The organism is Bradyrhizobium yuanmingense (assembly GCF_029167105.1).
GTDB classification, from domain to species: domain Bacteria; phylum Pseudomonadota; class Alphaproteobacteria; order Rhizobiales; family Xanthobacteraceae; genus Bradyrhizobium; species Bradyrhizobium yuanmingense_A.
On sequence record NZ_JARFML010000024.1, the window covers coordinates 1 to 24140 of the forward strand.

24 protein-coding genes are annotated in these 24140 nt (G+C 65.3%); 14 read left to right on the top strand and 10 right to left on the bottom strand.

Annotated features, from left to right (window positions below):
• Nucleotides 1–184: 184 nt before the first annotated feature.
• The 3 genes from P0R31_RS27090 to P0R31_RS27100 form a co-directional block, all read right to left on the bottom strand.
• Nucleotides 185–2146: a putative bifunctional diguanylate cyclase/phosphodiesterase gene (locus tag P0R31_RS27090; RefSeq protein WP_275517435.1), complete on the bottom strand. Its 1962-nt coding sequence runs from the start codon at nucleotides 2144–2146 to the stop codon at nucleotides 185–187.
• A 169-nt stretch (nucleotides 2147–2315) separates the two neighbouring features.
• The gene (locus P0R31_RS27095; RefSeq protein ID WP_275517437.1) at nucleotides 2316–3176 is read right to left on the bottom strand and encodes a DMT family transporter; all 861 of its coding nucleotides are present in this window, start codon (nucleotides 3174–3176) and stop codon (nucleotides 2316–2318) included.
• 70 nt (nucleotides 3177–3246) lie between these two features.
• Complete coding sequence (locus P0R31_RS27100) at nucleotides 3247–3837, bottom strand: TetR/AcrR family transcriptional regulator (protein WP_275517562.1); 591 nt, start codon at nucleotides 3835–3837, stop codon at nucleotides 3247–3249.
• Nucleotides 3838–4088: 251 nt separating this feature from the next.
• On the opposite strand from P0R31_RS27100, the gene P0R31_RS27105 reads away from it, so the two are divergent.
• Nucleotides 4089–5033: a hypothetical protein gene (locus P0R31_RS27105; RefSeq protein WP_275517439.1), complete on the top strand. Its 945-nt coding sequence runs from the start codon at nucleotides 4089–4091 to the stop codon at nucleotides 5031–5033.
• A gap of 11 nt (nucleotides 5034–5044) precedes the next feature.
• On the opposite strand, the gene P0R31_RS27110 is transcribed toward P0R31_RS27105, so the two are convergent.
• On the bottom strand, nucleotides 5045–5410 hold the full coding sequence (locus tag P0R31_RS27110; RefSeq protein ID WP_275517440.1) for a nuclear transport factor 2 family protein: 366 nt from the start codon (nucleotides 5408–5410) through the stop codon (nucleotides 5045–5047).
• A gap of 101 nt (nucleotides 5411–5511) precedes the next feature.
• On the opposite strand from P0R31_RS27110, the gene P0R31_RS27115 reads away from it, so the two are divergent.
• From P0R31_RS27115 to hemC, 3 genes are all read left to right on the top strand, one after another.
• Entirely contained in the window at nucleotides 5512–6102 is a 591-nt protein-coding gene (locus tag P0R31_RS27115; protein WP_275517441.1) for a TetR/AcrR family transcriptional regulator, read from the top strand.
• A gap of 53 nt (nucleotides 6103–6155) precedes the next feature.
• Complete coding sequence (locus P0R31_RS27120; RefSeq protein ID WP_275517442.1) at nucleotides 6156–7781, top strand: GMC family oxidoreductase; 1626 nt, start codon at nucleotides 6156–6158, stop codon at nucleotides 7779–7781.
• Nucleotides 7782–7862: 81 nt separating this feature from the next.
• The gene (gene hemC / locus P0R31_RS27125) at nucleotides 7863–8843 is read left to right on the top strand and encodes a hydroxymethylbilane synthase (RefSeq protein ID WP_275517443.1); all 981 of its coding nucleotides are present in this window, start codon (nucleotides 7863–7865) and stop codon (nucleotides 8841–8843) included.
• A gap of 168 nt (nucleotides 8844–9011) precedes the next feature.
• On the opposite strand, the gene hemE is transcribed toward hemC, so the two are convergent.
• Nucleotides 9012–10046: a uroporphyrinogen decarboxylase gene (gene hemE / locus P0R31_RS27130; protein ID WP_275517444.1), complete on the bottom strand. Its 1035-nt coding sequence runs from the start codon at nucleotides 10044–10046 to the stop codon at nucleotides 9012–9014.
• Between the two features lie 106 nt (nucleotides 10047–10152).
• Between hemE and P0R31_RS27135 the strand changes: the two genes are divergently transcribed.
• Nucleotides 10153–10368: a hypothetical protein gene (locus tag P0R31_RS27135; protein WP_036035323.1), complete on the top strand. Its 216-nt coding sequence runs from the start codon at nucleotides 10153–10155 to the stop codon at nucleotides 10366–10368.
• 173 nt (nucleotides 10369–10541) lie between these two features.
• The gene (locus tag P0R31_RS27140) at nucleotides 10542–12443 is read left to right on the top strand and encodes a diguanylate cyclase (protein ID WP_275517446.1); all 1902 of its coding nucleotides are present in this window, start codon (nucleotides 10542–10544) and stop codon (nucleotides 12441–12443) included.
• 6 nt (nucleotides 12444–12449) lie between these two features.
• Here P0R31_RS27140 and P0R31_RS27145 read toward each other — a convergent pair whose 3' ends face one another.
• Nucleotides 12450–12668, bottom strand: coding sequence for a SlyX family protein (locus P0R31_RS27145; RefSeq protein WP_036024763.1), 219 nt, complete (start codon nucleotides 12666–12668; stop codon nucleotides 12450–12452).
• Nucleotides 12658–13425 (bottom strand): rhodanese-related sulfurtransferase, encoded by a 768-nt coding sequence (locus P0R31_RS27150; RefSeq protein WP_275517447.1) that lies wholly within the window; start codon nucleotides 13423–13425, stop codon nucleotides 12658–12660. Before P0R31_RS27150 ends, P0R31_RS27145 begins: the two co-directional genes overlap by 11 nt.
• 196 nt (nucleotides 13426–13621) lie before the next feature.
• Between P0R31_RS27150 and ggt the strand changes: the two genes are divergently transcribed.
• The 5 genes from ggt (at nucleotide 13622) to P0R31_RS27175 (ending at nucleotide 19832) form a co-directional block, all read left to right on the top strand.
• Nucleotides 13622–15208 carry a gamma-glutamyltransferase gene (gene ggt / locus P0R31_RS27155; RefSeq protein ID WP_275517449.1) on the top strand — a complete coding sequence of 529 codons (1587 nt, stop codon included), beginning with the start codon at nucleotides 13622–13624 and terminating at the stop codon, nucleotides 15206–15208.
• Between the two features lie 167 nt (nucleotides 15209–15375).
• Nucleotides 15376–15990 (top strand): (2Fe-2S)-binding protein, encoded by a 615-nt coding sequence (locus P0R31_RS27160; RefSeq protein WP_275517451.1) that lies wholly within the window; start codon nucleotides 15376–15378, stop codon nucleotides 15988–15990.
• 4 nt (nucleotides 15991–15994) lie between these two features.
• Nucleotides 15995–17011, top strand: coding sequence for an FAD binding domain-containing protein (locus P0R31_RS27165; RefSeq protein ID WP_275517452.1), 1017 nt, complete (start codon nucleotides 15995–15997; stop codon nucleotides 17009–17011).
• A 2-nt stretch (nucleotides 17012–17013) separates the two neighbouring features.
• A complete protein-coding gene (locus P0R31_RS27170; RefSeq protein WP_275517453.1) occupies nucleotides 17014–19305 on the top strand; it encodes a xanthine dehydrogenase family protein molybdopterin-binding subunit in 2292 nt (763 codons plus the stop codon).
• A 62-nt stretch (nucleotides 19306–19367) separates the two neighbouring features.
• Nucleotides 19368–19832 (top strand): FKBP-type peptidyl-prolyl cis-trans isomerase, encoded by a 465-nt coding sequence (locus P0R31_RS27175; RefSeq protein WP_036013901.1) that lies wholly within the window; start codon nucleotides 19368–19370, stop codon nucleotides 19830–19832.
• A gap of 169 nt (nucleotides 19833–20001) precedes the next feature.
• Here the strand turns inward: P0R31_RS27175 and P0R31_RS27180 are convergent, their stop codons facing one another.
• Nucleotides 20002–20220: a CsbD family protein gene (locus P0R31_RS27180; RefSeq protein ID WP_275517454.1), complete on the bottom strand. Its 219-nt coding sequence runs from the start codon at nucleotides 20218–20220 to the stop codon at nucleotides 20002–20004.
• A 129-nt stretch (nucleotides 20221–20349) separates the two neighbouring features.
• On the opposite strand from P0R31_RS27180, the gene P0R31_RS27185 reads away from it, so the two are divergent.
• From P0R31_RS27185 to P0R31_RS27195, 3 genes are all read left to right on the top strand, one after another.
• Entirely contained in the window at nucleotides 20350–20868 is a 519-nt protein-coding gene (locus tag P0R31_RS27185; protein WP_128262978.1) for a cupin domain-containing protein, read from the top strand.
• A gap of 127 nt (nucleotides 20869–20995) precedes the next feature.
• Nucleotides 20996–21424, top strand: coding sequence for a VOC family protein (locus P0R31_RS27190; protein WP_036035321.1), 429 nt, complete (start codon nucleotides 20996–20998; stop codon nucleotides 21422–21424).
• Nucleotides 21425–21459: 35 nt separating this feature from the next.
• Nucleotides 21460–21948, top strand: coding sequence for a VOC family protein (locus P0R31_RS27195; RefSeq protein ID WP_275517455.1), 489 nt, complete (start codon nucleotides 21460–21462; stop codon nucleotides 21946–21948).
• Nucleotides 21949–22272: 324 nt separating this feature from the next.
• Here the strand turns inward: P0R31_RS27195 and P0R31_RS27200 are convergent, their stop codons facing one another.
• Together P0R31_RS27200 and P0R31_RS27205 are read right to left on the bottom strand one after the other, a co-directional pair.
• Nucleotides 22273–23430 carry a hypothetical protein gene (locus P0R31_RS27200; RefSeq protein WP_275517456.1) on the bottom strand — a complete coding sequence of 386 codons (1158 nt, stop codon included), beginning with the start codon at nucleotides 23428–23430 and terminating at the stop codon, nucleotides 22273–22275.
• 2 nt (nucleotides 23431–23432) lie between these two features.
• A complete protein-coding gene (locus tag P0R31_RS27205) occupies nucleotides 23433–24134 on the bottom strand; it encodes a FecR family protein (protein ID WP_275517457.1) in 702 nt (233 codons plus the stop codon).
• Nucleotides 24135–24140 lie beyond the last annotated feature (6 nt).

Genomic DNA, 24140 nt, shown 5'->3' on the forward strand with positions numbered 1-24140 from the left:
GTGCGCGGCAGCAGTTTCAACGGGCACTGACGCTGACTAGCCTCATCCTGAGGAGGCGCGTCAGCGCCGTCTCGAAGGACGAGGCGTGCGCGCCGACCTCCGCCACAAGTCATATGCGATTGCCCTGCCCGCAGGCGGGGGAGGGAGCACACCGGCTCCGTAGCGGCACTGATCTTCAAAGCCCCTACGCCGCGTAAATCGCCCGGTACTTCTTCGTCTCCAGCAGCGCCATCACCCCGTCCGCGGCCACCGGCCGGCTGATCAGATACCCCTGCACCTCGTCGCAACTGATCTGCCTGAGATATTCGAGCTGGTCGGTGGTCTCGACCCCCTCCGCCACGACGCCGATCCGCAAATCGCTCGCAAGCGAGATCACCGATTTCACGATTGCGGCGCAGTCCGGCTGCACCAGCATGTCGCGGATGAAGGACTGGTCGATCTTGATGCGGCTGAACGGCAGCTTGCGGAGGTAAGTCAGCGAGGAGAAGCCAGTGCCGAAATCGTCGAGCGCGAGGGTGACGCCGAGCTCCAGCAGCGCGTTCAGGACCGTCGCGGCCGAACCGTATTTCGCCAGCAGCATCGATTCCGTGATCTCGATCTCGAGCCGATGCGGGGCGATCCTGGCGTCGGCGAGCGCCTGCACGATGGTCTGGAGGATGGCCGTGTTGTGAAATTGCGCGGCCGAGAAATTCACGGCAACCCTGATGTCTTCGGGCCAATCCGCCAGCGTCGCGCAGGCGCGGCGGATGACCCACTCGCCGATCTCGTGGATCAGCCCGGTCTCCTCGGCGACTGGTATGAATTCACTCGGCGGCACCAGCCCGCGCGAAGGATGCTGCCAGCGCAATAGCGCCTCGAAGCCGGTGATCCGGTTGGTGCCGAGATCGAGGAACGGCTGGAACACCAGGAACAGCTCGTTGCGCGCAATCGCGCCTGCGAGGTCCGCTTGCAGCGCCTTGCGCTCGCGGGACGATTTGTCGTCGGCCTGTTCGAAGAAGCGGACCGTGCCCGGCCCCACCTTCTTGGCGCGGTAGAGCGCGGCATCGGCATTCTTCATGAGGTCGAGCGGCGTGTTGCCGTCGCGTGGCGCCAGCACGATGCCGACGCTGATCGCGCCGACCATCTGGCGGCCTTCGATCTGGAACGGCTCGCTGAACGCCGCGACGAAGCGTTCGGCGATCTCGAGCGCATCCTCGGGCCGTGTCAGATTGGCCATCACCAGCGCGAACTCGTCGCCGCCGATCCGCGCGACGTGCTCGGCGGCGCGCGTGCAGCGTTGCAGGCGGCTGGCGACCTGGACCAGGAATTCGTCGCCGGCGGGATGGCCGAACTGGTCGTTGACCTCCTTGAAGCGGTCGAGATCGAGCAGGAGCACCGCGAATTCCTCGCCCGATAGCGCCAGCCGCTTGAGCGCGGCATCGAGCGTTTCGTTGAAGGCGACGCGGTTGGGCAGGTGGGTCAGGGGATCGAGCCGCACGGTGCGCTCGGCCTCGATCTGCCGCATCACGCGCCGGGCGAACGAGAACGAATAGACGAACACGCCGCGCAAAAGGACGCTGCCGTAGACCACGACGAGAAAGGCAATGAGGAGAAAGGCGAGATCGCCGTTCTGGCCGAGGCAGATGGCGATGCCGAGGAAGATCGGCGCCGTGAAGGCGATCGCCGCGATCGGAATGGTGGCGAAGGCGAGCGCGCCGCCGGCCAGCATGCCCGCGCACAGGCAGGTGATGACGAGCTGGCCGCCGCTGGAAGCGTCGGCGAAGAAGGCGACCGGGACGATGCCCCAGGCGGCGCCGAGGATGAACGCGTTGCGCACCAGCCGGTACATCGCGCGACGCGAGACGAATTGCGGCTTGGTGATGCGCCGCGCGACGTGGGATTGCAGGCCAAATCCGATCGCGGCGCCGGCGACAGCCGCCGCCCAGATCAGGGCGGGCATCCTGTCCGGCGACTGCCACAGCGCGATGGCGAGCACGATGGCGTTGCAGGCATTGGCCAGCATGATGCCGACCGAATAGCCGAGCACCAGCGACATCTGCTCGGCGCGGATATGCCCGGCCACCGCCTCGTCGGTTGCGGGACCGCCAAAGGCCGACAGATCGCCGGCGAACAGCCGGGCGATATAGTTGGTCGTTTGAGTCCGCATTCGATAGCCTAGCAGCATCGGCCGTTGTCCGGCTCGATCGGGAGAATTCGTTGCAAACCTTTGACGAACTATGAATTATCCCCGTTTGCCGCGCTGGCCGCGACCACTTCTGCGTGTTCTTCACGCAGTATCGATAACAAATCGATACAAATCTCCCGCAGGCCTGACATCAAGCGGAGCGAAGGCGCGGCCTCAGCTGAGTGATGGCGACCCCCGACATTGCGAGCAGTCCGCCGACGATCAGCTTCGGCGTCAGTCGGTCGCCGAGAAACAGTACGCTCGAAAGCAAGGCGAACACCGGAAGCAGCAGACCGAAGGGCGCGACGCGGACCATCGAGCAACGGGCGATCAGCCAGAACCAGAGGCCAAACCCGACAATTCCTCCCACGAAGATCGTGTAGGCGAGCGCCAGCCAGCCCCGTTCGCCCGCTGTCGCAAGGCTCGCCGCTTGTCCATACTCCAGCAGCAGCGACATCAACATGACCTGCGGCACCGTGAGCAGCGACGACCATCCCATCAGCATCAAGGGGTCAAAGGGGCCGTAGCGTTTCGTCAGCACGTTGGATACCGCGAAGGCGAAAGCTGCTCCGATCACAAGCAGCAGCGAAAGGGGATTCGCGGACTGGCCCGGCTCCGCCGCCAACACGGTCACGCCGACGAATGCAAGCATCACCCCGGCGCAGGTGGCAAGTGACGGTCTCTCCGCCAGCAGCGGCCAGGCCAACAGGACGGTGAAGGGCGTGGCGAGTTGGTATGCGACGGCCGACATGCTTCCAGAGCCGAGCCCAAGGCCAACGTAGAAGAGCCCGAAATTCAGTCCGCCCAGGAAAAGCGAAATGGCTGCGACCGGGCCGAGCTGTCGACGCGTGGGCCTGGCGACGAACGGCACGAGCAGAAGTGCGATGGCCAGAAAGCGCAGTGCGAGGAAGAAGAGCGGCGGAAACTCCGCAACGCCTACCTTGATGGCCACAAACTGATAACCCCAGATCAGGGGAACGGCGATCGCGCAGACGATCTGGATGGCAGACATGGCGCACGTCCCTTTCAAGACTGATCAGTCCAAATATAGGCCCATCATCAGCGGAAGCATTGCGGGGTCCTTACCTGAGGAAACGGCCGATGAGAGCGTCGACGGCCGCCTGCGATGTCGTTCGTACCGGTGCCGTCTTGCCGACCACGCGCAGCCCTTCAACGAAACAGACGAGAACCCGGGCGGCCGTTGCTGGCTCGATGCCGTCGGCCAACCTGCCCGCCGCTTTCGCGCGGGACAGGGCCTCCGCCACCTTGGCCTCCATCGCCTTGAAGAAGCCCGCAACGCGTCGACCGACTTCGGCATCCCCGCCAGCCAGTTCCATGGCCGTGGCCACCAGGAGGCATCCGCGCCGACCATTGCTGCCGCTGGTGCGCTCGACGTAGCCGGCAAGATAGGCCCGCAGGCCGTCGACCGGGTCGTTTCGAGGATCGAATTCGACATCCATCCGCGCCAAGGCATCCGCAATGTAGCGATCGAGCGCGCGCAAGAAGAGCGAATGCTTATCACCGAAAGCGGCGTAGAGACTGCCCCGCGACAGCCTGGTCGCACGAAGGAGATCGGGCAGCGCCGTGGCGTGGTAGCCGCGCGACCAGAACACATCCATCGCGCGTTCGATGGCGGCGTCCACGTCGAAACTTCGCGGCCGGCCACGGGGCATCGGCACTGGGGTGTTTTGCCTCATGCTGATATATAGACCGATCAGTCGTTAAATGACAACCCCCTCGCAATCGCAGCGCATCGAGCTCTGGGGTCATCTGCCTCCCAGCCGGACGTCAACAGCAATTGCTGCGCTGCTGTTTGCTCGTCAACGGATCGAGACGTCTCATTGATCGCGTGATACGTTTGGACCGATCAGGCGACCGTGCGCCGCGTCGGCACGGATGCGTTCGAAATCCCGGGGGCCTGTGCATGAGCGAGCCTTCAGCCGATGTGTCGGCAACCGTCGAATACACGATGGACAAGTGGCGGATGGACCGGGTCCCATGGGCAATGTGGGCTTGCGTCGCGGGCCTTGCGGTCGCGCTTCACGCCGAGAGCGGCGGCCAGAATGGAGCGGTTCTGGCCACGGTCTATTTGGCTCTGCTGGGTCTGGCGTTCGCAGGCTATGCACTGACGAGCCTGATCGGGCGGTCCGGCCTGCCACTGCTTCTGGAATTATTGCTCGACGCCCTTGTCCTGATCGTGCTCTCGACCCTCATCGTTGGCATCGGCCTGATGGTCGGCGGGTCGGACGTCGGCTCAAGCTATGTCGGCGCCATGCGCAGCCTCTACTGGAGCCATCTCGTGAACCCGTCGCTGAATGTTTTCGGCTGGATGTTGCTCTATGTGGGCTTGGGATGGATCGCGTTTTCGGCTTACCGGCACTTCTACGCGGATCGGGCGGTCGTCTCCCTGTCTGCCGCGGGCATCCACTTTCACAGGCCCTGGCTCAAGGGTCTCTTCATTCCCTGGCAGGAGGTGCGCGGGGTAGGCCATCTCGTCCTTCCCGGCATCTCGGGGATGCCGTACGTCAGTCCATACGCTGCGGCCGTCACGGTCGGTCAGGACTTCTACGAGCAGCATATCGCCGCGAAGCGCAGCTTGTTCTCGCCACCCGGGGCCGAGGCCATGTTCCAGCCGAAAGGCGAGATGATGCAGGTGGTGCTGAGCAGCGCCGACATGGCGGTCAAGCCGGAAGATTTTCTCGGGCCTGCCGAGGCCCGCTGGAAGGCATTTCGGGATCAACCGGCGTCGCCGTCCCAACGCAGCGGCACCGTCTTCTATGGACGCTGGTCGATCGATGGCTCTCGGTGGCAGGCCGTCCGGCTTCTTGCGCCTCTCGTCGGCCTGGCCGTGGTCGTGCTGTACCGGTAGGGCATTCCTGCTCAGCGTCCGAGCTGCTTCGGATCGTAGAAGAAGCGCTCCTCGATGATCTCATTGCCTCGCCAGGTCTGCCACGCGATCTCCTCCAGCGTCCGCGTCGCGCCGTCGGCGCTGATGAAGGAGAATTTCCAGCGGCTGGCGACAACGTCGCCATCGATCACGCTCGGGCCGAGGCGCACGGCTGTGACCGTCTTGAACGCCGCCAGCACGCCGCGCTCCTTGTCCGCGAGCTTGTCGCGCCCGACCACAGGCGCGGCAAGGTTCTCATAGGTCGCGGTATCAGGGGTGTAGTAGTCGAGGATCGCGCCGACGAAATCTCCGTCTTCCAGGCGCTTGGCAAAGGCTTCGACGATCTCACGGCTCGGCATAGCGACTCTCGCAAGTAAAACCGACTGATGGTCGGTAATTACCGACCGATAGTCGAAAAGTCAACTGGCCCGCCGTCGCGAATTCGACTAGACGAGAGCTTATGGCCAAACAGGCGGAGCGGCGGGCGGCGACATCGGAGGCGATCCTGACGGCGGCGCAGCGCCTGTTCGGGACGCACGGCTTTGCCGCCACCACCATGGACGACATTGCCGAAAGCGCTTCGGTCGCCAAGGGCGCGGTCTATCATCACTTCAAGACCAAGGAAGCGGTGTTCGCAGCCGTGTTCGATCAGGTCTCGCGCGATCTTGTTGCCGAGATCGACCGCACGGCGCGTGCAGAGAAGGACGTGCTTGCCGCGTTGATCGCCGGCACACAGCATTATTTCGCCGCGACGGCGAAGGGTCCAATAGGCCAGATCATCCTGCGCGACGGCCCGGCCGTGCTCGGTTGGGAGCGCTGGCGCGAGATCGACGCGCAACATTTTGGCGGCAAGATTCCGCGCGCGCTCTCCGCCGCGATGGAGGCCGGCCTGATCGCACGGCAGCCCGTCGAGCCGCTGGCCCGGCTGCTGCTCGGCGCGGTGACGGAAGCTGCGGTCGCCTGCGCCGGCCGCGCCGATATCGCAAGGGCGGGCGCGGAATATGCCCGTGCGTTCAAGTCGCTGGTGGAGGCACTGCGTCTGCCCACATGATTGTGGTAGTGACGGACCGGAAACGCCCACGCCAACAAGAAGAACAGCAGCGCATGAACGCAACTTCCTCTCTCGCACCCACCGATCCCGAATTCGACTACATCATCGTCGGCGCCGGCTCCGCCGGCTGTGTGCTCGCCAACAGGCTCTCGGCGAATGGCAAGCATAGCGTGCTGCTGCTCGAGGCCGGCCCGAAGGATTCCAACATCTGGATCCACGTCCCGCTCGGCTATGGCAAGCTGTTCAAGGAGAAGAGCGTCAACTGGATGTACCAGACCGAACCGGAGCCCGAGCTGAAGGGCCGCCAAGTGTTCCAGCCGCGTGGAAAAACGCTGGGCGGATCGAGCTCGATCAACGGCCTGCTCTATGTCCGCGGCCAGCACGAGGACTACGACCGCTGGCGCCAGCTCGGCAACACCGGCTGGGGCTATGACGACGTGCTGCCCTATTTCAAGAAGGCCGAGAACCAGTCGCGGGGCGCCGATCAGTATCACGGCACGGGCGGGCCGCTGCCGGTGTCCAACATGATCGTGACCGATCCGTTGTCGAAAGCCTTCATCGATGCCGCAGTCGAGACCGGTCTGCCCTACAACCCCGACTTCAACGGCGCGACGCAGGAAGGCGTCGGCCTGTTCCAGACCACGACGCGCAACGGCCGCCGCGCCTCGACGTCGGTCGCCTATCTCGGGCCTGCCAAGTCCCGCAGTAATCTCAAGATCGAGACCTCCGCGCACACCCAACGCATCCTGTTCGAGGGGCGCCGCGCCGTCGGCGTCGAATACCGGCAAGGCGCAGCCTTGCGCCGCGCGCGTGCACGGCGGGAAGTCGTCGTGTCGAGCGGCGCCTATAACTCGCCGCAGCTGCTTCAGCTCTCAGGCGTCGGGCCCGGCGATCTCCTGCGCAAGCATGGCATCGAGGTGGTGCTCGATGCTGCCGGCGTGGGCCATGATCTGCAGGATCACATGCAGGTCCGCATCGTCATGCGCTGCTCGCAGAAGATCACGCTCAACGACACCGTCAACCATCCGCTCCGGCGCACCATGGCCGGTGCGCGTTACGCGCTGTTTCGCAAGGGCTGGCTGACGATCGCCGCCGGCACGGCGGGCGCCTTCTTCAAGACCAGTCCGCGCCTCGCCTCGCCCGACATCCAGGTGCACTTCCTGCCGTTCTCGACCGACAAGATGGGCGAGAAGCTGCACGCCTTCTCCGGATTCACCGCCTCGGTGTGCCAGCTCCGGCCCGAGAGCCGCGGCACCTTGCGCATCAAGAGCCCGGACCCCATGGTGCCGCCGGAGATCCGCATCAACTACATGTCCACCGAAACCGACCGCACCACCAACGTCGAGGGCATCAAGATCTTGCGCAAGATCTTGAACGCGCCGGCGCTGAAGCCGTTCGTGGTCGATGAGTACGATCCCGGGGCGAAGGTATCGACGGATGCCGAGATCCTGGATTATTGCCGCGAGCGGGGCAGCACCATCTATCATCCGACCTCGACCTGTCGTATGGGCAACGACGCGCTCGCGGTGGTCGATCAGCGGCTGAAGGTGAGGGGGCTCGACGGCCTTCGCGTGGTCGACGGCTCGATCATGCCCGATCTGGTGTCGGGAAACACCAACGCGCCGATCATCATGATCGCCGAAAAGGCCTCCGACATGATATTGGAGGACGCGCGGTAGAGCATGATCCGGAAAAGTGGGCACCGGTTTTCCGATAAGATCATGCTCAAATAAAGCGGCGCGCTTTGAAAGGATGCGGACTTGGCTACGCGACTGAAGATCGGCACGCGCAAGAGCGCCATGGCGTTGGCACAGACGGAAGAGATTGCGCGCCGCCTGACCGCCGCCGTGCCCGGTCTCGACGTCGAGATCGTCAAGTTCGATACCACCGGTGATCTCGACCAGACCAGCAAGCTGTTGCCGCACGGCGGCAAGGGCGGCGCCTTCGTGGCGCAGATCCGCGCCGCGGTGCTGTCGGGCGAGCTCCAGGCGGCGATGCATTCGCTGAAGGACATGCCCGGCAACGAGGACACGCCCGGCCTCGTCATCGGTGCCACGCTGTCGCGCGATCCGCCCAGCGATGCGCTGGTGCTGCGCGAGGGTGTGACGCTGGAGGCGCTGCGGCAGTCCCGCGGCAAGGGTTTCAAGATCGGCACCAACGCGGTCCGCCGCGCCGCCTATGCGCGGCGACTGTTCCCCGATGTCGAGGTGATCCACTTCCGCGGCGCCGCCGACACGCGCGTGCGCAAGCTCGACAATGGCGAGAAGCAGCGCCTGCCGGATGGCGGCGCTGTGGGTCCCGCGGATGCGCTGATCATGGCGCGCTCCGGCCTCGATCGCGTCGGTCTTGCGCATCGCATCGCCTACGAATTCTCCGCGGCGGAGATGCTGCCCGCGGCAGGGCAGGGCATCGTCGCGGTCGAATGCGCCGCGCAGGACTGGCAGACGCGGCAGATCCTGTCCTCGATCGACGACGCCTCCGCGCACGCCTCCGCCGACGCCGAGCGCGAGGTGCTGTGGGTGCTCAACGGCCACTGCAATTCGCCTGTCGCGGGCTTCTCGACCATCACGGGCGATCAGATGTCGCTCACCGCATCGGTGCTCGACCTCTCCGGCAACACCATCATCGAGGCCTCGCGTACCGGGCCCGCCAACCGTCCGCGCGAACTCGGCCGCGCGGTGGGACTCGAGCTGCTGGCGAAAGGCGCGGCGGAGATTATCGAGCGCAGCCGGCCCCGGTAAGCCCTGCCGAAATCACGATCGCGATCATGTCATTTTGCGCCTGTTTTGCCCGACGCGTCAAACGGGCGGGGGGTGTTATGCCCGCCCCATGTTTTCAATGACTTGGCTACTGTGCATGGGGTTGTTTTTCGCACTTTTGTTTTGCCGCGCCCGAAGCGGCGAAACAAATCACCCCCGCACGCGCCTGATCATCTGCTCGACATGGGCGATCGGCGTTGCCGGCTGGATACCGTGGCCGAGGTTGAAGATCAGCCGCCCGGCAGCAAAATTGGCCAGCACGTTGTCGACCGCGCGGTCGAGCGCGGCGCCCCCCGTGATCAGCACCAGCGGGTCGAGATTGCCCTGCACCGCGACCTTGCTCTGCACTCGCTCGCGGATGAAGGCAGGCTCCGCGGTCCAGTCGATGCTGACGGCGTTGACGCCGGTCGCCTCGACGTAACCGGGGAGCAGCGCGCCGGCGCCGCGCGGGAAGCCGATGATCTTCGCGTCCGGCACCTTGGCCCTTACGCCCTCGACGATGCGCTGCGTCGGCTCGACCGACCAGCGCGCGAACTCGGCGGGCGGCAGCACGCCGGCCCAGGTGTCGAAGATCTGCAACGCGTCGGCACCAGCGGCGAGCTGTGCCAGCAGATATTGAACCGAGTTGTCGACCAGGACGTCGATGATCTCTGAGAAGGCTTCCGGATGCCGGTAGGCCATCATCCGGGCCGGCGCCTGGTCCGGCGTGCCGTGGCCCGCGACCATGTAGGTCGCCACCGTCCACGGTGCGCCGCAGAAGCCGATCAGCGCGGTCCTTGGATCGAGCGCGCCGCGCACGATTCTGAGCGCCTCGAACACCGGCTCGAGCTTGCCGAAATCTGCGTGCGTCGCCAGCGTCGCCACCTTGGCCGGATCGTCCAGCGGCTCGAGCCGCGGGCCCTCGCCGACCTCGAACCGGACCTCGCGTCCGAGCGCGTAAGGGATCACCAGGATGTCGGAGAAGATGATCGCCGCGTCGAAACCGAACCTTCGGATCGGCTGCAGCGTCACCTCGGCGGCAAGCTCCGGGTTGAAGCAGAGATCGAGGAAGCCGCCCGCCTTGGCGCGCACCGCGCGATATTCCGGCAGGTAGCGGCCGGCCTGGCGCATCATCCACATGGGCGGGACGCTCTGGCGCTGGCCGGAGAGGACGTCGATGAAGGGTTTCGTCGAAGACTGGGGCACGAATGGTCCTGAAGCAGGTTGTGCCCCCTGATACACCGCCGCGGCCCTCAGCGGAACAGGGGAACCTGGACGACCGGGCCGCGTTGACCAGCCAATGGAGGAGATCATGGCTGAGACATTCAACCCCGCGCCGCACGACAAGCACGCCGAAGACCTGCGCGAGGCGCTCGCTGCCGATCGGCAGTCCAAGCTCGACGACGGGCTGAGGGACACGTTCCCAGCGTCCGATCCCGTTAGCGCGGCGCAGCCGACGCCCTCGAAGGCCGACGCCGATGCCGAGCATCCTTCGCTCTGGGCCAAGGTCAAGGCCATCTTCAGCTAGCGGCGGCGGGCGCCGGATTCCGATCGGCCCGCTAATGTCTTGTTAGCGATGCGCCGATCGCCGCGTCCGTAAGACTACTGGAAAGGGCGGAAAGCGCCGCGTAGTCCGGCAGCGATTTCAGAATTAAATAACACAAGCGGCAGAGCTTCCGAGCGATCGGAGGACCCTGCCGCATGAGTGCTACCCAACGAGCCGGATGGAGCCGCCTGCCGCTGCGCGCGGCGGCTTTCGTCGCGCTGACCTGCGCGACCATCCTCGGCGTCAGCGGTTGGGGTGAATGGACGGCACGCCTCGCGGTGCTCAAGGACGCCGAGATGGAGATGGCGAACGTTGCCCGTTCGCTGACCCAGCATGCCGAAGACAGCCTCGATCTCCTGGATTCCGGTGTCGTCGGCGTGGTCAGCCGGTTGGAGATGGACGGCACCGCCCCGGTCACGATCGCAAAGCTGCGCACCTTGCTGGATGTGCGCAAGAAGGCGATCGCGCGCATTCACAGCCTCGCCATCATCGACGATCAGGGCAACTGGCTGACCTCACCCGGTACGATCGGCACGACCTTCAGCGACGATGCCTTCTTCCGACATCACCAGCTCTCGCCGAAGCGCGAGGCCCATGTCGGCCGTCCCGTGAAGAGCCTGCTGGACGGCGAATGGGTCGTCACCCTGTCACGCCGCTTCAGCAAGCAGGACGGCAGCTTCGGCGGCGTGGTGCTCGCGACCATCAGCTCGAACTATCTCTCGCATTTCTACAAGCAGTTCGAGATCGGCCGCAACAGCTCCGTGTCGCTGGCGCATGGCGACGGACTGATCGTCGCGCGCAATCCCAGCAACGAGACATTCGTCGGGCGCAGCGTCGCCGACAAGCCGTTGTTCCGCGAGCCGAGCCTGCAACGGCCGAGCGGCGCCCATCATTTCACCTCGTCGCTGGACGGTGCCGAACGCGTCAGCTTCTTCAATCGCAGCACTCGATTCCCGCTCCTCCTGCTCGCCACCGTCGACAAGGACGAGCTGCTCGCGCCGTGGCGCGCGGCGGCGATCTCCCGCATGCTCTACGTGCTCGCGCTGGTGATGCTGATCGCGATCATCGGCGGCGTGCTGGTGCGGCAGTTGCAGCGCGGCCAGCGCATGGCCGTCGCGCTGACCGAGACGGAGGCGCATTTCCGCCTGCTCGCCGAAGGCTCCAGCGACATGGTGACGCGGATCGGCCTCGATGAGCGGCTGCGTTATGTCTCGCCCTCGTCGGTCCGCGTCGTCGGCTGGCGTCCCAATCAACTGATCGGTTCGCCAGCCCTCGCGGGTATCAATCCGGAGGACCTGCCGGAAGTCCAGGCGATCGTCGACGCGATGAAGCGCGGTGAGAAGGAGGAGGCGCGTCTCACCTACCGCAACTCGCATCGGCAGAACGGCGAGATCTGGCTCGAATCGACCATGCGGGTGACACGCAAGGACAATGGCCAAGTCGACGGTGTGGTTGCGATCTCCCGCGACATCACCGAGCACAAGAGGCTGGAAACCAGGCTCGAGACGCTGGCGATCGAGGACAGTCTCACCGGCCTTGCCAATCGCCGCCGATTCGACGAACGCCTGAAGGAGGAATGGGCGCGCGCCTATCGCGACCGCTCCAGCCTTGCTCTGCTGATGATCGATGTCGACCACTTCAAGGCCTACAACGATGAATACGGCCATCCCGCGGGCGATGCGTGCCTGCGCCTGATCGCCAAGATCATCGCGGCCGAAGCGCAGCGCGCCGGCGATCTGGCGGCGCGTTATGGCGGCGAGGAGTTCGCCATGCTGCTGCCGAATATCGATGCCGCCGGCTGCGCCCGGGTCGGCGAACGGATCCGCAGCGCCATTCACGAGGCCGCCCTCGCGCATGGCAGCAATCCGGCGGCTGGATGCGTCACCGCGTCGCTTGGCGGCGCAGTCTGCCGGCCGGCCTTCGAACGAACCGCAGGAGTCGCTGCCCTGGTCGAAGCTGCGGACCAGGCGCTCTATGCCGCCAAGGCCGCAGGCCGCAACCGCTTGCTGATGTCCGGCGAGGTCATGGACCTGCTGCCCAAGGCGTCCGGCCAGTAACGCCGCTCAATAATGCGGCGGAGGCTCGTTGGCAGGCCCCGGCGCATTTGCCTCGGCGTCCTGCAGCCGAGCATTGAGCTCGGTGATCTGCCGCGTCAGCCTGTCGATCTGCTTCCACTGCGCGGTGATGGTCTGGTTCAACGTCTCGATCGTATCGTCCTGATAGGCGAGGCGCGTCTCCAGCGTGTCGATGCGCTCGCTCAGCGTCTTGATCTCATTCGTCACGCTTTACGTCCTTGTTTCGCTCGCGCAAGCCGTGGCCGAGCGCCACGCGCTCGTCGAACACGAAGCATTCGCCGCGCCAGCGGCTCTCCGCCTCCGGCACGTCTTCCAGATATCTCAGGATGCCGCCCTTGAGGTGATAGACCTCGGCAAAGCCGCGTGCGAGCAGATGCGCGCTCGCCTTCTCGCAGCGGATGCCGCCGGTGCAGAACATCGCGATCCTGCGGTGCCGTGCCGGATCGAGCTGCTCGGCCGCAAAGTCCTTGAACTGGCCGAAGCTCTTGATGCCGGGATCGAGCGCGCCCTCGAACGTGCCCATCGCGACCTCGAAGGCGTTGCGGGTGTCGAGCACGAGGGTATCGGGTGCTGCGATCAGCGCGTTCCATTCGCGCGCATCGACATAGGTGCCGACCTTACGCGTCGGATCGGCGGCCGCATCGCCCAGCGTGACGATCTCCTTCTTCAGCCGCACCTTCAGCCGTCCGAACGGCATCGCCTCCGCGGCGGAGAATTTCAATTCGAGATTGTCGAACCTGCCGCCGAACATGTCGCCGCGCGCGAGCTCAAGAGCGAAGGCGTCAATCGCCTCCGGCGCACCGGCGACCGTGCCGTTGATGCCCTCCTGCGCCAGCAACACGCTGCCCTTCAGCCCAAGGTCGGCGCAGCAGGCGCGCAGCGGCTCGCGCAGCTCGCGGTAATCCGGGAGGGCGACGAATTGATAGAAGGCACAGACCTTGTAGGGCGTATTGCTCGACGTCATGGCCGCTCGTTTAGCAGGCGGCCCGCGCCCGGAAAACCCGCATTGCAGAAGCCTGGAAAAGGTCCATACGCCCAGCGGATAGCAGCCATTTTCCTGGTATGCCAGCATTGCCCCGCGGGGCGGGAATGTGTCATGTAGACGCGGTTTTCGAGATGGCGCGCCAACCGCGCCGACGGCCAAGAGAGCAAGACATTCGATGAGAAACTTCCATTTCCCCGGCAGGTCCACGGTCCACGCCACCAACGCGATGGTGGCGACCTCGCATCCGCAGGCCTCGCTCGCCGCGATCGAGGTGCTGCGCGAGGGCGGCACCGCGGTGGACGCGGCGGTTGCCGGCTCGGCCCTGCTCGGTGTGATCGAGCCGCAATCGACCGGCATCGGCGGTGATTGCTTTGCGCTGATCCAGCCGCGGGGCGAGGGCAAGATCGTCGCCTATAACGGCTCCGGCCGCGCGCCAAAGGCGGCGAATGCCGACTGGTATCTCGAACGCAAGATCAATTCCGTGCCGCTCACCTCGGCGCATGCGGTCTCGATCCCCGGCGTGATCGATGCCTTCGCGACCGTCTTGCGCGATCACGGCAAGTTCGGTTTCGACCGGCTGCTCCAGCCGGCGATCAAGGCGGCCGAGGAGGGCTACGTCGTCGCGCCCCGCATTGCCTTCGATTGGAAGAACCAGTTCGAGAAGCTGAAGAACGGTACCAACACCGTGCGCTATTTGTTGCCGGGCGGCCAGCCGCCGGTCGCCGGCGACGTCATTCGCCAGGCCGAGCTCGGCAAGACGCTGCGCGCGATCGCCAGGGACGGCCGCGACGCGTTCTACAAGGGCGAGATCGCAGAGGACATGGTCGAGACCCTCAGGGGCATCGGCGGCCTGCACACGCTCGACGATTTCGCCGCGCACACGACCGAAGTGACCACGCCGATCGGCACCATGTACAAGGGCTACGACGTCTGGCAGTGCCCGCCGAACGGCCCGGGCGTCACCGCGCTCTTGATGCTCAACATCCTGTCGCGCTTCGATCTGACCAAGTACGCGCCCGTGAGCGTCGAGCGCTTCCATCTCGAGGCGGAAGCGGCCCGCATCGCCTACATGAACCGCGAGATGCATGTCGCCTCGCCCGAGCACATGAAGATCAACGTCGCCGAGATGCTCGAGAAGGGCTTTGCCGACGAGTACATCAGCAAGATCCGCCTGGACGGCATGCTCGACCTGCCGAACGTCGCGCCGCCGATGAATCCCTCGACCATCTACATCACGGTCGTGGACAAGGACCGCAACGTCTGCTCGTTCATCAACTCGGTCGCGCATTCCTTCGGCTCGGCGATCGTCTCGAACAAGACCGGTGTCTTGTTCCAGAACCGCGCCGGCGGCTTCCGCATCCAGCCCGGCCATCCCAATTGCATCGAAGGCGGCAAGCGCCCGCTGCACACGATCATGCCGGGCCTGCTGACCAAGGGCGGCCGTTCCACGATGCCGTTCGCGGTCATGGGCGGCCAGTACCAGCCGACCGGCCAGACTCATCTCCTGACCAACATCCTCGATTACGGCTGCGATGTGCAGGAGGCGATCGATATGCCGCGCGGCCTGCACTACGAGGGCCAGTATCAGCTCGAGGACAGCGTGCCGGCGGCAATCGTCGAGGGCCTGAAGAAGCTCGGGCACAAGACCACCAGCGTGGTCGGCCCGCTCGGCGGCGCCCAGGCGATCTGGATCGATTGGGACAAGGGCACGCTCACCGGCGGCTCCGACCCGCGGAAGGACGGCTGCGCGCTGGGCTATTGATCGCCCGCGCAGTTCCCGGCGCTAGATCAGGAAAAGTTGACGAGGCGCGGCGCGGCATTCGCTGCGCCGCGCTTATCTCATCCGGAACTGCGCTCGTTGCTCCAGGTTAAGGGGCGATGAGCGGTGCAGGCGTGCGCTGCTTTGCAGATCAGCGGCGGAGGCCTGTCATGCCCGACAAACCAGGTTCCAGATCATCCGGATTCGACCGCCGGGCCTTCATGGCCGGCGCGGCGGGCAGCGCGCTGATCCCGATCACGGCGCGCGCGGCGTCGGAGGATGCCCGGGCGCCGGCCGCGCAGGATCCGTCGCTTCCTGTCGAGGTCACGCTGAACGTCAACGGCAAGGACAAGCGCCTGAGCATCGATGCGCGCACCACGGTGCTCGATGCCTTGCGCGAACATCTCAAGCTCACCGGCAGCAAGAAGGGCTGCGATCACGGCCAGTGCGGCGCCTGCACGGTGCTGCTCGATGATCGCCGTGTGCTGTCGTGCCTGACGCTGGCACTCGCCGCCGAGGGCCAGGAGATCACGACAATCGAGGGCCTCGCCACCGACGACCGCCTGCATCCGATGCAGCAGGCCTTCATCGACAACGATGCGTTCCAGTGCGGCTATTGCACGCCCGGTCAGATCATGTCGGCGATCGCGTGCGTGAAGGAAGGCCATGCCGGCAGCGAGGCCGACATCCGCGAATACATGAGCGGCAACATCTGCCGCTGTGCCGCCTATCCCAACATCGTCGCCGCCGTGAAGCAGGCCGCGCCCGAGATCATGAAAGGCTAGGCGCATGCGCCCGTTTTCGTATCAGAGAGCATCAGACCCCGACATGGCCGTGCAGGCGCTCAGCGCCGCCGCAGCCGCCAACGAACCGCTGACGAAGGCGACGGCGCAGCCGCTTGCAGGCGGCACCACGCTGATCGACTTGATGAAGCTCGACGTGATGCGGCCCAGCGCGATCGTCGATATTACTCCGCTGGCCCAAGCCTGGTCTGCGATCGCGCCAGGCGGCGATGGCTTGCGCCTCGGGGCGCTCGCCAAAATGTCCGTCGTCGCCGCGCACGCCGAGATCCAGCGCAGCTATCCCGTGATCGCGGATTCGCTGAAGCTCGCCGCCAGCGCCCAGCTCCGCAACATGGCAACGCTCGGCGGCAACGTGATGCAGCGGACGCGCTGCAACTACTTCCGCGATGTCTCCTACGAGAACTGCAACAAGCGCAACCCCGGCTCCGGCTGTGCCGCAATGGATGGGGTCAACCGCATGCATGCCGTGCTCGGTACCTCCGATCAGTGCATCGCGACCTATCCCGGCGATTTCGCGCAGGCGCTGATCGCGCTCGATGCGATGGTCGAGATCACCGGCAAGGCCGGTACGCGCAGCATGCCGTTCGCCCAGCTTCACAAGGCGCCGGGCAGCACGCCTGATATCGAGACTGCGCTTCAGCCCGGCGAGCTGATCTCGGCGTTCTCGATTTCCGGCCGCTGGCCACGCTCGGTGTATCTGAAGGCCCGCGACCGGCAATCCTACGAATTCGCGCTGTCATCGGCTGCGATCGCGCTCGACGTCCAGGACGGCACGATCCGGGACGCCCGCGTCGCGCTCGGCGGCGTCGCCACCGTACCCTGGCGTGCGCGCGAAGCCGAGGCGCTGTTGAAGGGACAGAAGTTCGATGACGGCCTTGCGCAACGCGTTGCCGATGCAGCGTTTGCGGACGCCAAGGGCCGCAAGCACAACAGCTTCAAGATCGCGCTCGGCAAGCGTGTCGTGGCACGCGCGCTCCAGCAGGCCGTAACGATGGAGATCTGACCATGACCGCTGCAGCTCCCGGGCCGAGGACGAATATGGGGCAGCCCGTGCCGCGCTATGATGCGGCGGCAAAGGTGACGGGGCGGGCGACCTATGCCTCGGACATGCCGCTGGACAATCCAGCCTACGCGTTCCTGGTCACCAGCGCCATCGCCAAGGGCCGCATCGACCGCTTCGAGCTCGACGATGCCAAGCGCGTTCGCGGCGTGATCGAGATCGTCACGCACGAGAACGCCCCGAAGCTGAAGGACTCGAAACTGTTCAGCAATGGCGGCTATGCCGGCACCACGATCCAGCCGTTGAAATCGGCCGAGATCGCCCATGACGGCCAGATCATCGCCGTAGTGGTGGCGGAGAGCTACGAGGCTGCGCGCGAAGCGGCCAACCGCGTCAAGGTCAGCTATAGCGCCGCTGCGCCCAGCGCAACCTTCGATTCGCCGGGGACGACGACAGCCGCGGCAAAAGGACAGAATTCGCAGTTCAAGGAAGACCCGAAGGTCGGGGATTTCGCCAAGGCGTTCGACGCGGCCGAGGTCAAGCTGACCGCCTCCTACGCCACGCCGACGCAGCATCACAATCCGCTGGAGCTGTTCACGACCAGCTGCGCCTGGACGGGCGACAATCTCGTCATCTACGAGGGCAGCCAGTATGTCCATGGCCTGAAGAACGGCGTGGCCGAGCAGCTCGGCATCGACGCCGACAAGGTGCGCGTGGTCAATCCCTATGTCGGCGGCGGATTCGGCTCGCGAGGTTCGATGACGCCGCGCACCGCCATCATCGCCGCCATGGCCAGGCGCCTGAACCGTCCGATCAAGCTGGTCCCGACCCGCGACCAGGGCTTCACCATTACCACCCATCGCGCCGAGACCCGTCACGAGATCAAGCTTGGTGCGAGCCGCGACGGCAGGCTGGTCGCCTTGAGGCATGAGGGGGCCGAAGTCTCTTCGCGCCCCGACGCCTATTGTGTCGGCGGCACCAAGACCACGACACGGCTCTATGTCTGCCCGAACGTGGACAGTCTGGTGTCGATCGTGCGTGCCGATCGCAACACGCCCGGCTTCATGCGCTCGCCCCCCGAGGTGCCGTATCTGTTCGCGCTGGAGAGCGCGCTGGACGAGCTCGCGGTGGAACTGAACATGGATCCGGTCGAGCTTCGCCGCATCAACGACGCCACCAGGGATCCCATCGATGGCAAGCCCTACACGTCTCGATCGCTCATGGCGTGCTTCGACGAAGCCGCCAAGGCGTTCGGCTGGTCGCAGCGCTCGCCACAGCCGAAATCGATATCCGACGGCGACTGGTTGATCGGCTACGGTTGCGCCGCCACGTGCTATCCGACATTGATGGGGCCGTCTGCCGCGCGCGTGCGCCTGCAGCGCGACGGCCGAACGCGCGTCGAGATCGCCGGCCATGAGATCGGGACCGGCGCCTATACCGTGATAGCCGAGACTGCTGCCGAGCGGCTCGGCGTGCCGCTGGAGAAGGTTGCGGTCTTCATGGGCGACAGCGACCTGCCGCCCGCGCCGGTTGCCGGCGGCTCCAATTCCACAGCCAGCACCTGCTCGGCCGTGATGATGGTGTGCGATCAGATCCGACAGCGGCTGTTCAAGGCGCTCATGCCCAGCGACACCCTTGCCGACAAGGCCAAGGAGACTGTCGGCATCAGTCCGGCACCGTCGACCCAGGCGGCCAAGGGCGATCGCTCGCTCGACATCGAGAAGGCGTTCGACGCGCTCGGTGTCGGTGTGGTCGAAGAATATGGCGAGTGGAAGCCGGAGGGCGCGCCGCTGGATTCCTTCCGCGCCATGCACAACGGGCAGGTCCGGCTGGTCGGCGGCCATCAAATGAAGGACCAGATCGCCTATGCCTTCGGCGCCGAGTTCGTCGAGGTCCGCGTCAATCGCTTCACGCGCGAGATCCGCTGCCCCCGCCTGGTCGGCGCGTTCGCGGCAGGCAGGATCATGAATCCGCGCACCGCGCGCAGTCAGCTCATGGGTGGCCTGATCTGGGGCATGTCCTCGGCGCTGCTCGAGGCCACCGAGATCGACGAGCGCAATGCGCGTTACGTCAACGACAATCTTGCCGACTACCTCGTGCCCGTGAATGCCGATGTGCCCGGCGTCGAGGTCATTCTACTCTCCGAGGAGGATGATCGCATCAACCCCCTCGGCGTGAAGGGCCTCGGCGAGCTTGGCAATGTCGGCACCAATGCGGCGATCTGCAATGCGATCTATCATGCCACCGGACAGCGTATCCGCAAGCTGCCGGTCCGGCTCGAAGATATCGAGCTCTAAAGGGGGTGGAAACGGCGACCGCCTTGGGTTAGACACCTCCCGCCTCAAACGGAAGGTGTTTTATGCAGCGTTTCCAGCGCGCGCTCCTCGCCCTGATGTCGGCACTCGCGATCACCGTGATCGCCAGCGTGTCGCATTTCGTTTCCACCACGGCCTCGGCCCAGACCGCAGGAAAGACCATGACCACAGCTTCAGGCTTGCAGATCATCGACTCCACCGTCGGCACCGGCGCCTCGCCGCAGCCCGGTCAGATCTGCGTGATGCACTATACCGGCTGGCTCTATGAGAACGGCCAGAAGGGCAAGAAATTCGACAGCTCCGTCGATCGCAAGGAGCCGTTCGAATTCCCGATCGGCAAGGGCCGCGTGATCGCCGGCTGGGACGAGGGCGTAGCCTCGATGAAGGTCGGCGGCAAGCGCACGCTGATCATCCCGCCGCAGCTCGGCTACGGCGCCCGCGGCGCCGGCGGCGTGATCCCGCCGAACGCGACGCTGATGTTCGACGTGGAATTGCTCGCGGTGAAGTGACGGCGCAGCCGTGATTCCGGGGCGGTGCGCAGCACCGAACTCTGGTGCGCTCTTGCGCACCTGAGAATCTCGAGATTCCGAGTCTGGTCCTTCGGACCATCCCGGAATGACGGCTCAAACAAAAAGACCGGCCTTGCGGCCGGTCTTTTCATTTTCAATCCAACGCGCCTCACTCCGCGGCGCGGCGAGCCGCAGCGGCGGCGCGATCCATTGCATCCTTCGCGGCGTCCTTGGCATCGCCCATGGCCTGCTGGCCCTTGCCCTTCACTTCCTGCACCACGCCCTCGCCCTTCATGCGATCGGACCCGGTGGCTTCACCGATGCCCTGCTTGGCCTTGCCGATCGCCTCGTTGGCGGTGCCCTTGATCTTGTCGCTCGTGCTGCCCATGGGAAAGCTCCTTTCAGTTTGCTTGGAATGACAACGCCTGATGGCTACGAGGGTTCCGATTTTGGTATGGCTTGCGACGGCGGCTTTGGGTTAGTTTGCCGCGCACGGAACCAACAGAAAGCAAGTCCCATGACCGGCCATGACCATTCGCATTCCCACCATGACCATGGTCATCATCATGATGACCGCTGGAAACATGACGGCGTGCGCGTCATTCCCGGCAATCAGCTCGATACCAACGTGCCGTCGACAGCGGGCATGGACCGTGCGGCCGCGATCAATTTCGCCCGCGTCGGCGCCCAGAAATTGTGGGCGGGCACGGTCAGCATCAAGCCGGATGCCAAGACCGGCGCACATCACCACGGCCATCTCGAGAGTGTCATCTATGTCGTGAAGGGCAAGGCGCGCATGCGCTGGGGCGAGAGCCTGCAATTCACCGCGGAAGCCGGCCCCGGCGACTTCATTTTTGTCCCGCCCTACGTGCCGCACCAGGAGATCAACGCCAGCCCCGACGAGGTGCTGGAATGCGTGCTGGTGCGCAGCGACGGCGAGGCGGTGGCCATCAACCTCGACATCGAGCCGGTCGAGAAGCCCGAGACCGTGCTGTGGATCGACCCGGTGCACCGGGATCCCAACGAGAAGAAGTAGGACTCTTCAGGGGCGCGGAGAGCGACGCGACAGGGCCCCGCAGTGGGGGTCAAAAAATTGTCGGATGTGATGTCGGATGGCGGCCTGGCCATCCGTCCTTGGCCAGAACCCCGCCAAGGAGCGTCCGATGCCCAAGATGATCTTCGTCAACCTGCCGGTGACCGACCTCAAGCGTGCGACCGCCTTCTATGAGGCGGTCGGCGCGGTCAAGAACCCGCAATTCAGCGACGAGACCGCGAGCTGCATGGTCTTTTCCGAGACCATTTTCGCCATGCTGCTGACCCACGACAAATTCCGCCAGTTCACGCCCAAGCCGATCGCGGACGCCAGGACCTCGAACCAGGTGCTGTTTTGCCTGTCGGCGGACAGCCGCAGCGATGTCGACGATATCGTCGCCAGGGCCGCAGCTGCTGGCGGGATGGCCGATCCCGGCCCCAAGGATGAATACAGCTTCATGTACGGCCGCAGCTTCGAGGATCCGGACGGCCACATGTGGGGCGTGAACTGGATGGATCTTTCCGCCGCCCCTCTGCAGCCCGACCTGGCGAACGCCTGAGCCAAACCACGTAGACCTGAAGAGGAGCATTCACCATGTCCAAGCTCGTGCCCTGCATGTGGTTCGACGGCGATGCCGAGGACGCTGCAAAATTCTACGTCTCGCTGGTCCCGAATTCGGCGATCACACACGTTCAGCGCAACGTTGCGGACGGCCCGTCCGGCAAGGAAGGCTCCGTGCTCGTCGTCGAGTTCACCGTGGCCGGACAGCCGCTGGTCGCGCTCAATGGCGGCATGAAGATGGAATATACCCACGCCATTTCGCTGATGATCCATTGCGACGACCAGGCAGAGGTCGACAGCGTCTGGAACGCGTTCCTCGCCCATGGCGGCAAGGCGGAGCAGTGCGGCTGGTTGAGGGATCGCTGGGGCGTGGCCTGGCAGATCGTACCAAAGGCGATGTTCGAGTTCCTGTCGAGCCCGGACAAGGCCGCAGCCGCGCGCGCGATGCAGGCGATGATGAAGATGGTCAAGCTGGACGTCGAGGTGCTGCGGCGCGCGTTCGAGGGCAGGTCGGCGGCGTGACGTCAACCTAAAGCGGAATGGCTTTGGGTTGAGGCGATTGCCACGGGCTCGGTGCGACCTCTCCCGCTTGCGGGAGAGGTCGCACCGAAGGCGCGGGTGAGGGCTTTCTCCTCTGGGGGATTGTCCCATCGCGGATACACCCTCTCCCCAGCCCTCTCCCGCAAGCGGGAGAGGGAGTACACGGCCGTTGTGGCGACCGAACTGATCTCATCACGCTCTGGGTGTCGTTGGGAGGCAATGCGCGTTTGCGCCGTGCCCAGGTCTTTCGGCGGCTGAGAAAGAAGTGGTGGGCACGCTACGCTTTGCCCACCCTACGAAATTGTCTCAATAGTTAATCCGCAGCCCGACGCCGCCGTGGATGGTCTTGCCGACCGGCTGCGGGCCGAGCGTGCCGTTGGCGAAGAGGTCCACGATCCAGCCCTTCTGCACGCGGAAGCCGAGGCGGCCGCCATATTCGAACCAGCCCTGGTTGCCTATGGTCGGCACCACCGTGCCCTGGCCGGTCACTGTGGCGACGATGCCGCTGTGGCTGGCGAAGGACTGCACCCAGCCGCCATTGATGTTGGTCTCGATGTTGCTGCCGAACAGATGCGTCCACTGGCCGCCGATCTTGACGAGGCTGGTGCGGTCGGTTCCATCAGCGATCCTGGCATCGAACGGATTGAACGCCACCGCGCTGTCGTTATAGCCGGTGACGCGCTGCCAGAGCTGCCAGACCTCGATCGAGGCCGCGACCTCGTCGCGCGGCGAGAGGCGGCTGATCCAGCCGGCGCGGCCGTAAACGGCGTAGTTGGACGCGTTGGTCGAACTCGTCACGCTCACCGGGCCGAGACTGGTGTCGTAACTGCGGGTGTAGCGCGCCTTCTCCCAGGGCGTCAGGATCGCGCCGACGTCGAAGAACGGGCGCGACGAGCCCCAGTCGGTGAAGTCGTAGCGCAGCGCGAAAGCGCCGATCGGAGCGCTCGTGATCTGGTAGCCGCCCCCTTCGTAGTGCGTGTAGGCGATGCCGGCGAGCAGCGACAGATTATTGGTCAGCGCCTTGCGGCCGTGGATGCCGGCCGAGAACGAGCCGGCCGAGCCGAACGCGCTGACGCAGTCGCCGCAATTGATCTGCTCGTTGACGCCGAGCAGCACCGTGCCGAGCACCCGGTTGGTGATCATCTGGTTGAAGCGCTGATTGGCGAGGCCGCCGATCGAATTGCCACTGGAATCCGCGCCGGTCGGTCCCGACGGCGACGGAGCCGGGCTTGGCGATGGCGACGGAGCCGGGCTCGGTGAAGGCGACGGAGAGGGGCTCGGCGTGGGCGACGGATTCGGCGACGGGGAATAGGTCGGGGACGGCGTGGGATTCGGTTCGCACTCGGACCCGCACCCCGAGGCCTGTGCAGCCGCCGGTCGGGTATCGAACGTGGCGAGCGTAAACGCCGCAGATGCGGCCAGCGCAGCGGCAAGGATGAAGCGCCGGACGGTGAATTTGGCCATCGTCAGCGCCCGCACAGCATGGCGTCGTCAGCGACGGCAGGCGTGATGGTCGGCGAGGCGCCGGCATACTGGTTGATTGCGCACAGGCCGGCGCTCGCGGCGCAATTGGCGGCGAAGGTCCAGGGCGGTGTGTTGGTCTTGGTGATGCTCACCTTGCCGCCGGTCGAGGTGATGATGGCGGTGTCGCCGGGCTGGGTGAGTTGCACGCACTGGGCGCTCTTCGTGCACACGCTGGCCGCGCCGTCCTGAAGCACGACGACGGAGCGCCCGCGCTGCGAGAGAATGTCGAGCGTGGTGCCGCGCACGCCGATGGTGGCGAGCGGCGTCGTGATCTTGTAGGCGGCCTTGTCGGAGCGTCCGGTGACGAAGCGGAACGCGCCGGTGGTCATGCGGATCGCGACGTCGCGATAGCTGTGCTCGTCGTTGAAGACGGTGCGGTCGAGCTTCAGCGTGGCGCTCGGCCCGAGTGATAGATTGGTGCTGTCGGCCATCACGAAACGCGCCGCGCTGTCGGCGCCGGTCCGCACGGTCTCGTCGCGCAGCATGCTGTCGCCGACATTAATCGGCGTCGTGGTCGCGGCGACGCGCACCACTTCGTTCTGAATGACGACAGCCTGGCCGACGCGCGTCTGCGCTTCGGCGCCGGATGCCGCACAGATTGCGGCCGTGAGCAGTGTGGAGAAAAGGCAAAAACGCAAATTCATTTCGCA

Excerpts from the sequence above, each read along its gene's own strand:
- P0R31_RS27110 (WP_275517440.1), bottom strand. The coding sequence starts at position 5,410 with ATGCCGAGCCGTGAGATCGTCGAAGCCTTTGCCAAGCGCCTGGAAGAC.
- P0R31_RS27100 (WP_275517562.1), bottom strand. The coding sequence starts at position 3,837 with ATGCCCCGTGGCCGGCCGCGAAGTTTCGACGTGGACGCCGCCATCGAA.
- P0R31_RS27170 (WP_275517453.1), top strand. The coding sequence starts at position 17,014 with ATGACCGCTGCAGCTCCCGGGCCGAGGACGAATATGGGGCAGCCCGTG.
- P0R31_RS27185 (WP_128262978.1), top strand. The coding sequence starts at position 20,350 with ATGACCGGCCATGACCATTCGCATTCCCACCATGACCATGGTCATCAT.
- P0R31_RS27175 (WP_036013901.1), top strand. The coding sequence starts at position 19,368 with ATGCAGCGTTTCCAGCGCGCGCTCCTCGCCCTGATGTCGGCACTCGCG.
- ggt (WP_275517449.1), top strand. The coding sequence starts at position 13,622 with ATGAGAAACTTCCATTTCCCCGGCAGGTCCACGGTCCACGCCACCAAC.
- P0R31_RS27090 (WP_275517435.1), bottom strand. The coding sequence starts at position 2,146 with ATGCGGACTCAAACGACCAACTATATCGCCCGGCTGTTCGCCGGCGAT.
- P0R31_RS27195 (WP_275517455.1), top strand. The coding sequence starts at position 21,460 with ATGTCCAAGCTCGTGCCCTGCATGTGGTTCGACGGCGATGCCGAGGAC.
- P0R31_RS27115 (WP_275517441.1), top strand. The coding sequence starts at position 5,512 with ATGGCCAAACAGGCGGAGCGGCGGGCGGCGACATCGGAGGCGATCCTG.
- P0R31_RS27120 (WP_275517442.1), top strand. The coding sequence starts at position 6,156 with ATGAACGCAACTTCCTCTCTCGCACCCACCGATCCCGAATTCGACTAC.
- P0R31_RS27165 (WP_275517452.1), top strand. The coding sequence starts at position 15,995 with ATGCGCCCGTTTTCGTATCAGAGAGCATCAGACCCCGACATGGCCGTG.
- P0R31_RS27095 (WP_275517437.1), bottom strand. The coding sequence starts at position 3,176 with ATGTCTGCCATCCAGATCGTCTGCGCGATCGCCGTTCCCCTGATCTGG.
- P0R31_RS27140 (WP_275517446.1), top strand. The coding sequence starts at position 10,542 with ATGAGTGCTACCCAACGAGCCGGATGGAGCCGCCTGCCGCTGCGCGCG.
- P0R31_RS27190 (WP_036035321.1), top strand. The coding sequence starts at position 20,996 with ATGCCCAAGATGATCTTCGTCAACCTGCCGGTGACCGACCTCAAGCGT.
- P0R31_RS27135 (WP_036035323.1), top strand. The coding sequence starts at position 10,153 with ATGGCTGAGACATTCAACCCCGCGCCGCACGACAAGCACGCCGAAGAC.
- P0R31_RS27205 (WP_275517457.1), bottom strand. The coding sequence starts at position 24,134 with ATGAATTTGCGTTTTTGCCTTTTCTCCACACTGCTCACGGCCGCAATC.
- P0R31_RS27105 (WP_275517439.1), top strand. The coding sequence starts at position 4,089 with ATGAGCGAGCCTTCAGCCGATGTGTCGGCAACCGTCGAATACACGATG.
- P0R31_RS27200 (WP_275517456.1), bottom strand. The coding sequence starts at position 23,430 with ATGGCCAAATTCACCGTCCGGCGCTTCATCCTTGCCGCTGCGCTGGCC.
- P0R31_RS27150 (WP_275517447.1), bottom strand. The coding sequence starts at position 13,425 with ATGACGTCGAGCAATACGCCCTACAAGGTCTGTGCCTTCTATCAATTC.
- P0R31_RS27160 (WP_275517451.1), top strand. The coding sequence starts at position 15,376 with ATGCCCGACAAACCAGGTTCCAGATCATCCGGATTCGACCGCCGGGCC.
- P0R31_RS27180 (WP_275517454.1), bottom strand. The coding sequence starts at position 20,220 with ATGGGCAGCACGAGCGACAAGATCAAGGGCACCGCCAACGAGGCGATC.